The 11604-nt window shown below is 67.5% G+C and carries 11 protein-coding genes; all 11 read right to left on the bottom strand.

Translation table 11 applies throughout. The features are described from left to right. Positions 1–254 precede the first annotated feature (254 nt). Positions 255–1958 (bottom strand): YbaL family putative K(+) efflux transporter, encoded by a 1704-nt coding sequence (gene ybaL / locus AC3QL3_RS19375; RefSeq protein WP_492895753.1) that lies wholly within the window; start codon positions 1956–1958, stop codon positions 255–257. Between the two features lie 112 nt (positions 1959–2070). Next, positions 2071–2382, bottom strand: a complete 312-nt coding sequence (locus AC3QL3_RS19380; RefSeq protein WP_492895754.1) for a hypothetical protein — start codon at positions 2380–2382, stop codon at positions 2071–2073. 119 nt (positions 2383–2501) lie between these two features. Beyond that, a complete protein-coding gene (locus AC3QL3_RS19385) occupies positions 2502–3785 on the bottom strand; it encodes a c-type cytochrome (RefSeq protein ID WP_492895755.1) in 1284 nt (427 codons plus the stop codon). Beyond that, a complete protein-coding gene (locus tag AC3QL3_RS19390) occupies positions 3782–4474 on the bottom strand; it encodes a c-type cytochrome (RefSeq protein ID WP_492895756.1) in 693 nt (230 codons plus the stop codon). The genes AC3QL3_RS19385 and AC3QL3_RS19390 overlap by 4 nt, the downstream gene beginning before the upstream one ends. A gap of 27 nt (positions 4475–4501) precedes the next feature. Beyond that, positions 4502–4714 carry a twin transmembrane helix small protein gene (locus tag AC3QL3_RS19395; protein WP_492895757.1) on the bottom strand — a complete coding sequence of 71 codons (213 nt, stop codon included), beginning with the start codon at positions 4712–4714 and terminating at the stop codon, positions 4502–4504. A gap of 134 nt (positions 4715–4848) precedes the next feature. Continuing rightward, complete coding sequence (locus AC3QL3_RS19400) at positions 4849–6306, bottom strand: aminotransferase-like domain-containing protein (protein ID WP_492895758.1); 1458 nt, start codon at positions 6304–6306, stop codon at positions 4849–4851. Between the two features lie 37 nt (positions 6307–6343). Continuing rightward, positions 6344–7204, bottom strand: a complete 861-nt coding sequence (locus AC3QL3_RS19405) for an alpha/beta fold hydrolase (protein ID WP_492895759.1) — start codon at positions 7202–7204, stop codon at positions 6344–6346. A gap of 187 nt (positions 7205–7391) precedes the next feature. Further along, positions 7392–8867, bottom strand: coding sequence for an anthranilate synthase component I (trpE, locus tag AC3QL3_RS19410; RefSeq protein ID WP_492895760.1), 1476 nt, complete (start codon positions 8865–8867; stop codon positions 7392–7394). 127 nt (positions 8868–8994) lie between these two features. Beyond that, on the bottom strand, positions 8995–9765 hold the full coding sequence (locus AC3QL3_RS19415) for a MetQ/NlpA family ABC transporter substrate-binding protein (protein ID WP_492895761.1): 771 nt from the start codon (positions 9763–9765) through the stop codon (positions 8995–8997). A 93-nt stretch (positions 9766–9858) separates the two neighbouring features. Then, complete coding sequence (locus AC3QL3_RS19420) at positions 9859–10524, bottom strand: methionine ABC transporter permease (RefSeq protein WP_492895762.1); 666 nt, start codon at positions 10522–10524, stop codon at positions 9859–9861. After that, positions 10524–11522 (bottom strand): methionine ABC transporter ATP-binding protein, encoded by a 999-nt coding sequence (locus AC3QL3_RS19425; protein ID WP_492895763.1) that lies wholly within the window; start codon positions 11520–11522, stop codon positions 10524–10526. The genes AC3QL3_RS19420 and AC3QL3_RS19425 overlap by 1 nt, the downstream gene beginning before the upstream one ends. Positions 11523–11604 lie beyond the last annotated feature (82 nt).

Raw genomic sequence — 11604 nt, forward strand, 5'->3', positions numbered from 1 at the left:
GAAGCCGGCCTGTTGCACGCTGGTCGCCGTTTCCCCTGTCCGTGCGTCTCTCGGCTAGCTTGTGCAGAGAGATGCTCTCGGCAACGGTATGCCCAAAGCGTTGCGTCAACGCCGTCTGTAAAGCGAAGAATTGATACGTCTTGCGTATCTGGAACGGAGTTCGCACGCCGCGTGACGATACCGTCGCGACAGCGCGGCGAAATGCCTGCGCGGCTCCGCCGCAACGCCTCCGTGATCGTCGCCGCGAAGTGACGCTAGGCGGCGTCCGCCGCGGCTCCGCCGCGATCGACGCGCGCGAAGTAGCGTTCCAAGCCGCCGACCGATTCGCACATGCTGCGCGCGATCTCGCGCTCGCCCATGATCGCGGCGTCGGCGCCGCAGCTCAGCAAGTAAGCGACCTGGTCGTCGGAATGCGCACGCGCCAGCACCGCCAAGGCCGGATTCTGTTCGCGTGCGTGTTTGATGATCTGGCCGGCCTCGAGCGTGTTGGGAATCGCGATCAGCAGCGCACGCGCGGACGCGATATTCACCGCGGTCAGCGTCTCCTCCGCCGCCGCGTTGCCGGAAACGCCGGCGATGCCGAGCGCGCGCGCCTGCTCGAGATGGTCGCGATGGGTTTCGATCAAGGCCAGCGAATGGCCGCTCGCATGCAACTCGCGGCCGACCAGGGCGCCGACGCGGCCGAAACCGATCAGCACGATGTGCCCGCCTTCGGGCATCGGCGGTCCCACCGGCTCGTCCACCGCCGGCGCGTTCGCGGCCGCCTCGGCGTCGCGCCGCGCCTGCCAGCGATCGAGCGCGACGAACAGCAGCGGATTGGCGCAGATCGAGAGGATCGCGCCGGCCAGAATCAGATCGCGCCCATCTTTCGGCAGCAGACCGAGTTCGACGCCGAGACCGGCCAGGATGAAAGAGAACTCACCGATCTGCGCGAGGCTGACCGCGATGGTCACCCCCACTTCGAGCGGACGGCCGAACGCGCGCACGATCAGCAGCGCCGCGAGCGACTTGCCCAGCGTGATGATCAGGAACACGCCGATCACCGGCAACGGTTCGCGCAGCAGGATTCCCGGATCGAACAGCATGCCGACCGAGACGAAGAACAACACCGCGAACGCATCGCGGAACGGCAGCGAATCGTTGGCGGCCTGGTGGCTCAGCTTCGACTCGTTCAGCACCATGCCGGCGAAGAACGCGCCGAGCGCGAACGAGACGCCGAACAGCACCGCCGAGGCGTAGGCGACGCCGAGCGCGATCGCCAGCACCGCCAGCGTGAACAGCTCGCGCGAACCGACGCCGGCGGTGCGTTCGAGCAGCCACGGAATCACGCGACGGCCGACGATCAGCATGATCGCGACGAACGCGGCGACCTTGCCGAGCGTGAACGCCAGCGTCACCAGCACGTTGCCGCCGTCGCCCTCCGCACGACCGCCGAGCAGCCCCGACAGCGCCGGCAGCAGCACCAGGGCCAGCACCATCGCGAGGTCTTCGACGATCAGCCAGCCGACCGCGATGCGGCCGCGCTGGGTCTCGAGCAAACGACGTTCCTCCAGCGCGCGTAGCAGTACGACCGTGCTCGCGACCGACAAGGCGAGGCCGAACACGAGCCCGGCACCGAAGCCCCAACCCAGACCCCAAGCGAGCAGCAGACCGAGCCCGGTGGCGAACGCGATCTGCACGATTGCGCCCGGAATCGCGATCGCCTTCACTTCGAGCAAGTCGCCAAGTGAGAAATGCAGGCCGACGCCGAACATCAAGAGGATCACGCCGAGCTCGGACAATTCCGGCGCTAGTGCCTGATCGGCGACGATACCCGGCGTGAACGGCCCGATCACGACGCCGGCGAGCAAGTAGCCGACGATCGGCGACAAGCGCAGACGCTGCGCGAGCATGCCGGCGACGAAGGCCAACACGAACGCGGAAACCAGGGTCGCGATGAGGGGAGTGTTGTGCGACACGCGCGTTTCCTGCGAGAAAGACGACCACCGCAGCCGCGATGGACTTGATGTTTAGCACATCGAGGCGACAGGAAAAACCCGCAGTTTTCGCGCGACGCGGCGCGCCGCTCGCTCAGCGCATGCGACGCAGCCAACGCGCGCGCAGCGGCAACGCAAGACAGAACACAGCGAGGAAGGCGCCGTAGGCGAGCAAGGTCGCGACGACCTGCTTCCACAACAGTCCACCGCTGCCGGCGCTGGCATGAAAACCCCAACGCATCGCGAGAATGCTGAGCGCGGCGGCGAGCGCGAGCACCGCGATATCCGCCAACCAGCGCGCGGCGCTGCGCGGCGTGCGCGGATAAGCGCAATAGAGCGCGCCGACGATCGCGAAGGTCGGCAAGAACAGGATGAAGGAGAGGCCGGTTTCGAAGAAGCTGTTCATATGCGATGCCCAACCCAAAACATTCGCGGCAGAAGACGCGCTTTCACCTTCCCCGCTCGCGGGAGAGGTCGCGCCGCAGGCGCAGGTGAGGAATATCTCGCAACGACATCCCAAGTCGTCTAGTCGATCACGAGCCCATGCATCGCCTCGACATCCGTCGCTGTCAGCTGCGAATCCTGCCCGCCCCAGCGGCGCCGGATGTGATTGACCACGGCGGCGATCTCGGCCGCGTCGAGCTGCTGCACGAACGGCGGCATCGAATGCGGCCGCGGATTGCCCGCGCTGGTTACCGGCACGCCGCCGTAAAGAATCATGCGCACCGCATTGATCGGATCGGGCGCGGTCACTGCGACCGCGTCGCGCAACGGCGGATAGCGGCCGTCCTTGCCTTCGCCGTTGCTGCCGTGGCAATCAGCGCAGGCGCGCTCGTACACCTCCACGCCTTTACCGCCCGGCGCGACCGCCACCGCGTTCGTCGCCGCGACCGGCGGACGCAACGGGCTCGGCGGAATCTCTTTCAGATGCCGCGCCATCGCGAGCGCGTCGTCCGGCGTCAGCCAGCGCAAACTCGCATAGACGACTTCGGCCATCGGTCCGTACGCGCTGCCGTGCGCCGAGCTGCCGCTGCGCAAGTACTCGGCCAACTGCTCGATCGAGTAGCGCTGCAACTGCACGCTGTCCAACGGCGGCGCATACCAGCCGATGCCCGGAATGACGCCGCCGGCGAGATGCCCTTCCGGCGGCAACGAACCGCGCTCGCCGCGCGCGCTGTGGCACATCGCGCAATGACCGAGGCCTTCGATCAGGTAGCGGCCGCGATCGTCGGCGGCGGGCGTGACTGTCGCCTGCGGCCGGTAATACAGCATGCGCCAGCCGATCAGCGCGCGCCGATCGTCGGCCGGCGGTTCGAGCCGGTTCGGCGGCGGTACGAAGTCGCTGGCCGGCTGCGCACGCAGATACGCATAGATCGCATTGAGGTCGGCATCGGCCACTTGCGCGAAATGCGCGTACGGAAACACCGGATAGAGCGCGCCGCGACGCGCGACGCCGTGACGCATCGTATGGGCGAATTCTTCCGCCGACCAATCGCCGATGCCGTGCTCGCGATCGGGCGTCAGATTGCTGCTGTAGACGGTGCCGATGCCGGTCGCGAACGCGCGGCCGCCGGCGAACGGCGTACCGCCGCGGGTCGTGTGGCAGGCCTGGCAGTTGCCAATACGCGCGAGGTATTCGCCGCGCGCCAGCGTGGCGGCATCGGCGGCGACGCTGCGGCCGCCGTGCGGAATGCGATACGGCTCGAAGCCGCCTTGCCGCGCGAACAGAACGCCGAGGATCGCGGCAGCCGCCAGCACGAACGGCAGCAGCACCAGCGTCAGCACGAAGAAGAAGCGCCGCAGCGTCATCGCGCGACGCCCTCGTTCAACGCGCCGCAGGCTTTCGGCGGCGTGAACGCGCCGGCCGGCGCCGGCCGTGTGCCTTCCGGATTGGACTGCTGCGACAACCACACGGCCATCGCCCGGATGTCTTCCGGCGCGATCGCGCCGGCGACCTCGCTCATGCAGTCGGGCGCGGTGGCGCGGCGCACGCTGTTACGCCAGTGGCCGAACTGCGCCACGATGTAGTCCGCCGGCAGGCCGACGGTGGCCGGGATGCCCGGTTCGAGTCCGGCCAGATTCGCGCCGTGGCAGGCGCTGCAGGCGGGCACGCCGCGTGCCGGATCGCCTTCGCGCACCAGCCGCTCGGCGCGTTCGCGCCGTTCCGGCGTCAGCTGCTCCGCGCCGGTGTCGGCCGCGTGCGCGCGCGCCGGCAGCGCGGCGTAGTAGTCGGCGATCTCGCGCAGGTAGGCGTCGGCGGCGAACTGCACCAGCCAAGTCATCTGCGCATTGACGCGGCGGCCGTCGCGAAAGCCGCGCAACTGCTCGAACAAATAGCCGGCCGGCTTGCCGGCCAGGTGCGGGTAATACTCGGCGCCGCGCACACCCTCACCGTGCTTGCCGTGACAAGCGGCGCAGGCCGCCAGCCGCTCGCCGGGCTCGTCGGCGAAAGCCGTCGTGGCGCAGGCGAACAAGGCGAGAGCGAGCAGTCGTTGCATAGATCGATACCGATTCGCCGCGAGCGCCTATCGTGCAAGGCCGTGCGGCTGAATCCAACCCATCGCGATACCGAGCATCACCGCGAGGATCAGCCCTACCGAGAGCCCGATGCGCCAGGTCAGCGCGTTGACGGTGCGACCGCTGGAACCGTCGTCGACCATCATGTAGTACAGCCCTGCGCCGAGGTTGTAGAGGATCGCCGCCAACGCGAGGACGATCAGAATCTTGCCGGCCGCCATGGGGTTTCTCCTATCTTTTGAACACGCCTGCACGATAAGCCGCGGCGGAAAACGCGAACCGATCAGTTGGCGTCGAAACGACCAGATCAGCGCGCGCGAATTGTCGCAGTCCCGAACGCCGAAGCCTTGCGCTACTACGAGGCGAGCCGCCCCAACGTCGCCAGCGCCGCATCGAGGTGTTCGTCCCAGGGATGGCCGTAGTTCAAGCGCAGGTTGCGCTCGAAGCGGGCGCGCGAGGAGAAGATCGGCCCCGGCGCGACGCTGATCGACTGCGCCAGGGCACGCCGATGCAGTTCCAGCGCGTCGGCACCATTGGGCAATTCCAGCCAAAGAAAATAGCCGCCGTCCGGCCGCGTCGTGCGCGTCTCGGCGGGGAAATGGCGCGCCACCGCGACCAGCATCGCGTCGCGCTGGCGCGCCAGCGTCTGCCGCAGCTTGCGCAGATGGCGGTCGTAGCCGCCTTGTTCGAGATAGGCCGCGATCGCTGCCTCGGCCGGAGTGGACGCGGTCAGCGTGGTCGACAGCTTCAGCCGCGCCACCGTCTGCAGATAGCGCCCCGGCGCGACCCAACCGATGCGATAGCCCGGTGCCAGGCATTTGGAAAACGACGAGCAATGCAGCACCAGCCCGTGCCGATCGTAGGCCTTCGCCGGTGCCGGCCGGCGCGCACCGAAATACAGCTCGCCGTAGACGTCGTCCTCGATCAAGGGCGTGTCGTGCTGCGCCAGCAGCGCGACCAGCGCACGCTTCTTCGCTTCCGGCATCAGGCTGCCGAGTGGATTTTGGAAATTGGTCATCAGCCAGCACGCGGCCGGACGCTGGCGTTCGAGCACCTCGGCCAGCGCGCCGAGCTCGATGCCTTCGCGCGGATGCGTCGCCACTTCGATCGCCCGCAGTCCGCGCTGCTCCAGCGCCTGCAACGCGGCGTAGAAGGTCGGCGACTCGACCACCACCGCGTCGCCCGGCCGCGCCACCGCGGCGAGACTGAGATGCAAGGCCTCCATCGCACCGTTGGTCACGACCAGATCGTCGGCTTCGACCTGCAAGCCGTCGACCAGATAGCGCAACGCGATCTGCCGGCGCAGCGCGAGATTGCCCTGCTGCAGATGATCGACGGCGGCTCGCGGATCGAGCTTCTGCACGGTCGCCGCCATGGTCTTGGCGAGGCGCTGGAGTGGAAACAGCAAGGGACTCGGGAAGGCCGAACCGAGCGGCACCACGTCGCGCCGCATGGTCGCCTTCAGGATCGCGAACACGCGCTCGCCGACGTCGACCGCGATCGAATCGGTATCCGGCTCGGAGGTGTGTTCCAGCTCCGCCAGCGGCGCCGCGGCGGCGACGTAGTAGCCGGAACGCGCATGCGCACGCACCAGACCGCGCGCCTCCAGCCGGTAATAGGCCTGGAACACGGTCGATGGATTCACCTCGCGGCTCGCCGCGGTCTGCCGCACCGACGGCAAGCGGTCGCCCGGCTGCAGCGTGCCGGCACGGATCGACGCCTCGATCTCGTCGGCGAGGGCCTCGTAGCGTTTGAGCGGGCGGATCGCGGTGCGCAAGCGGACAGCGTGACGCAAGCGCGGGGCGTCGATCAAGCGCGCCCCGCCTCGAACGCGACGAGGCGGTTCGACCTCACCGGAAGTGCCGGCGGATCAGCGCCTCGAGCTCGTCCGGCTGCTCGACGTGAGCCGCCGTACCGCTGCGTTCGAGCATGACGAACTCGGCCTGCGGCGCCGCCGTGCGGAAATCCTGTTGCAGGCGCGGATGCAAGGCGCGGTCGTAGCGGCCGGCGACGATCATCAGCGGGCATTCGATCTCGATCAAACGCGGACGAAAATCGGGCAGGCGCGCGACTTCGCCACCGAGCGTGAAATCGATGTCGCCGCCGGTGAAGACGTCATACAGTTCTTGATTGAACGCACCCGGCTCGCTGCTCACCTGGGCCGCATTGAGCGGATCGCGGAAGCGCGCAGCGAGGCTGGCGACGGCGCGAAATTTGTCCTGCACGCGCGGATCGGACGAGAGCAGGCCCTGTTCGCGCAGGGCGAGGATTTCATCCCACACCTCGGGGAACTGGTTGGAGATCTCGCGGTTGATGTTGAGATGATTTTCCAGCCACATCTGCGGACTGTGTAGCGTGTTGACCAGGAGCAGTCCGCGCACTCGCTCCGGATGATCGAGCACGAGTTGCTGCGCCAGCATGCCGCCGTAAGAAGCGGCATAGAGATTCACCGCACCGAGGCCGAGCACCTCGATCAGCGCCGCGATGTCCTCGACGTCGCGCGCGAAGGTGATTTCCGACCACGCCGCCGGACGACCCGAACGGCCGCGGCCGAAGTAGTCAACGTAGACGATTTCATACGCATCGGCGAGCCGATGCATGAACGGATGGAAGGTGACGTGCGACGCCGCCGGGCCACCGGCGAGTAGAAGCAGCGGCGGCCCGTTTCCCTCGCGCTCGACCCACAACTCGCGCCCGTTCGGCAGGCGCACCAGGCTTCCCGGCGCGTGTTGGACCGCGGGCGCCGCCGCGCGATCGGTGGGAGCAGGCGGGGCGGAGCTTGCGACGGACGAAGCGGCGAACGTGCACATGAGAAAACTCCCGACGTGAAGGTCGGCAGCATGGTCGGACTTCGCCGGCGTGTTCGCCCTCCGAATCTTGCGCTGTCGCCGCCGGTGCCTACAGCCCTCCGGCCGCCTGCGCCACCGCGCGGAACAGCGCGCGGCCCTTGTTCATCGTCTCTTCCCATTCCTTGCCCGGATCGGAGTCGAACACGACGCCGCCGCCGGCCTGCACGTAGAGGCGGCCGTCCTGGATCACGGCGGTGCGGATCGCGATCGCGGTGTCGGCATCGCCGTTCCAGCCGACGTAACCGATCGCGCCGGCGTAGATGTTGCGCCGATGCGGTTCGAGTTCCTGGATGATCTCGATCGCGCGGATCTTCGGCGCACCGCTGACGGTGCCGGCCGGGAAGGTCGCCTTCAGCACGTCCATGTAGGAGAGCCCGTCGCGCAGTTCGCCCTCGACCTGGCTGACGATGTGCATCACGTGCGAGTAGCGCTCGATCACGAAGCTCTCGGTCAGCGCGACGGTGCCGGTCTTGCTGACGCGGCCGACGTCGTTGCGGCCGAGGTCGATCAGCATCAAGTGTTCGGCGCGCTCTTTCGCGTCGGCCAGGAGTTCCTGTTCGAGCGCGAGATCTTCCGCCGGCGTCTTGCCGCGCGGACGTGTGCCGGCGATCGGCCGCACGACCACGCGGCCTTCTTTCAAGCGCACCAGGATTTCCGGCGACGAGCCGACGATCTGGGTGCCGCCGAGATCGATGAAGTACATGTACGGCGAGGGATTGAGCGCACGCAGCGCGCGGTAGACGTCGACCGGCCGCGCCCGAAACGGCACCGACAAGCGTTGCGACGGAACTACCTGAAAGATATCGCCGGCGCGGATGTATTCCTTCGCCTGCTCCACCATCGCCTCGTACTGCTCGCGCGTGAAGCTCGACTCGAAGTCGGCTTCGGCCAGCGCCTTCGGATCGAGCACGTCGGGATAGCCGGAGCCGGAATGGCGCAGGCGGAACGCGAGTTCGTCCAGACGCCGGCGCGCCCGCGCATAGGCTTGCGGCTGCGCCGGGTCGGCGTGCACGATGAGATAGAGGCGGCCTTTGAGATTGTCGAATACCGCGACTTCTTCGCTCAGCATCAAGAGCGCGTCCGGCGTGCCGAGCAGATCGGGTTTGTCGTTGCGGTCGAGGCGCGGCTCGATCCAGCCGATCGTTTCGAAACCGAAATGACCGACCAGGCCGCCGGTGAACGCCGGCAGGCCGTCAACCGGGGCGACCTTGAAGGTGGTGCGGATCGCGTCGATCTCGGCCAAGGGATCGGCGAGTTCGCGCGTCTCGATCACCTCGCCGAGCTCCTCCACCGTCAGCGTGCGTCCGCGCAGCGCATACACGCGCCGGCACGGCAGACCGATGATCGATTGGCGCCCCCAGTTCTCACCACCCTCGACCGATTCGAACAGATAAGCGTACGGCCCATCGGCGAGCTTGAGATAGACCGACAGCGGCGTGTCCAGGTCGGACAGCACCTCGCGCGCGATCGGGATGCGGTTGTAGCCTTGCGCGGCGAGTGCGTCGAATTCGTCTTGCGTGATCACGTGGGAAACCGTCGGGGGCCAGTTCGCGGACGGCGACGATAGCAGGGAGCGGCGGGAATGCGCTCGGGCGACCCCTCTCTTGTGTGCTGTCGCCTCTTCCGTCGGCGGGAGAGGCGACAGCGCCCGCTCAGAACGCCGGTACCACCGCGCCGTGGTACTTGGTCTTGATGAACTCCTTCACCGCCGCGCTCTGCAACGCCGCGGCGAGCTTCTTCAGCGCCGGCGAATCGCGGTTGTCGTCGCGCGCGACCAGCACGTTCACGTACGGCGACTTCGCGTCCTCGATCGCGAGCGCGTCGCGCGAGGGGTCGAGCTTGGCGTCGAGTGCGTAGTTGGTGTTGATGACCGCGGCGTCGACCTGGCTGAGTACGCGCGGCAAGGTCGCCGCTTCGAGTTCGCGGAACTTCAGATTCTTCGGGTTCGTCGCGATGTCCTTCAAGGTCGAGACCGCATTGCTCGGGTCCTTCAGCGTGATCAGCCCGGCCTTCTGCAACAGCAACAGCGCGCGGCCGGTATTGCTGGCGTCGTTGGGCAGCGCCAGGTTGGCGCCGTCGGCGAGTTCGGCCAGCGACTTGATCTTGCGCGAGTACAGCCCGAGCGGCTCGATGTGCACGTCTTCAATCGCGACCAGGTGCGTGCCGCGATTGCGATTGAATTCCTCCAGGTACGGCTTGGTCTGGAAGTAGTTCGCATCGATGCGCTTCTCCGCCACCTGCACGTTCGGCTGCACGTAGTCGGTGAACACCTTGATCTTCAGCTCGATCCCGTCGGCGGCGAGCGCGGGCTTGATCGCTTCGAGGATCTCGGCGTGCGGCACGGCCGTCGCGGCGACGGTCAAGGTCTCGGCGGCCTGGGCGGAAAAGCTCGCCAGCGCCGCCAACAGCAGCAAACGTTTCATGTCGGTGTTCCTCGCAATGGAACCGCACATTGTGCCGCTCACACGCGCGCCGCGGCATGCGCGTCGGCTGCATGGATATTCCGAACGCTCATATCAGCGCCGGCGCAAGCGCGCGACCCACCAATCGCCGAGCATCTGCAAAAGCTGCACCAGCACCAGCAGGAGCACGACGGTGACGACCATCACGTCGGTCTGGAAGCGCTGGTAACCGAAGCGAACGGCGAGATCGCCCAAGCCGCCGGCGCCGATTACGCCGGCCATCGCGGTGTAGGAGACCAGCGCGATCGCGGTCACGGTCACGCCGGCGACCAGGCCGGGCATCGCCTCGGGCAACAGCACGCCGAATACGATCTGGCGTGTGCTGGCGCCCATCGCCTGGCTCGCTTCGATCACGCCGCGGTCGACTTCGCGCAAGGCGTTCTCGACCAGGCGCGCGAAGAACGGCGCGGTACCGATCACCAAGGGCGGAATCGCGCCGGCGACGCCGAGCGACGTGCCGACCATCAGCACGGTGAGCGGAATCATCACGATCAAGAGAATGATGAAGGGCACCGAGCGCAGCACGTTGACGACGAAGGACAAGAGCGCGTAGACCAGCGGCTGTTCGAGCAGCTGGCGCTTGGCGGTCAAAAACAGCAAAACGCCGAGTGGCAATCCGAGCAACACGCTGGCGAGCAGCGAGCCGCCGAGCATCAATCCGGTGTCGAGGCTGGCCTGCGCGATCTCGACCCAGTCGACGTTGGCAAACCAGGCTTCCATCACGGCGTCTCCTCGACCTGCACGCCGGCTTCGGCGAACGCGCGCAACGCCTGCTCGACGTCGCCGCCGCTCAAGGCGATGGTCAGCTGGCCGTACGGCGTGTCTTTGATGCGGTCGATGCGGCCGGCGAGGATGCTGTAGTCGACGCCGCTGGTGCGCGCGACGCGGCCGAGTAAGGGCGCGTAGGTCGCATCGCCGCGGAAGGTCAGACGCACGACGCGGCCGTGCGCACGCGCGAGATCCGCGCGCCGCTCGCGATCGTCGACGTGCTCGGCTTCGAGCACGAAACGCCGCGTGGTCGGGTGTTGCGGATGCAGGAAGACGTCGGCGACGCTGCCGCTCTCGACCAAGTGTCCGCCGTCGAGCACCGCGACGCGATCGCAGACGCGGCGGATCACGTCCATCTCGTGGGTGATCAGCACGATGGTCAGGCCGAGTTCGCGATTGAGGTCGCCGAGCAGTTGCAGCACCGACGCGGTCGTTTCCGGATCGAGCGCGCTGGTCGCTTCGTCGCAGAGCAGGATGTCCGGCGCGCAGGCCAGCGCACGCGCGATGCCGACGCGCTGCTTCTGTCCGCCCGACAACTGCGCCGGATAGTTGTGCGCATGCGCGGCGAGTCCGACCCGCTCGAGCAGTTCGTCGACGCGGCGCGCGATTTCCGCACGCGAACGGCCGGCCAGACGCAGCGGAAACGCGACGTTCTGCGCGACCGTCTTCGCGGCGAGCAGGTTGAAGTGCTGGAAGATCATGCCGATGCGCCGGCGCAGGCCGCGCAGGCCGTCCTCGTCGAGCGCGGTGACGTCGACGTCGCCGATCAAGACGCGGCCGCCGCTCGGCCGCTCGATGCGGTTGATCGAGCGCAGCAGGGTCGACTTGCCGGCGCCGGAGCGCCCGATCACGCCGAACACTTCGCCGCGAGCGATGCGCAGGTCGAGCGGATGCAGCGCGCGCACGGCGCTGCCCGCGTAGTCCTTGTAGACGCCCTGAAATTCGATCATCGGCCGATTATAGGCCGCCGCCGAGAAAGCTCCGGTCAATGGAGCATGAGGTCATGCCTGCGAAGCGGGCATCCGTCGAAAA

This window comes from Dokdonella sp. GW821-FHT11D02 (assembly GCF_058808595.1).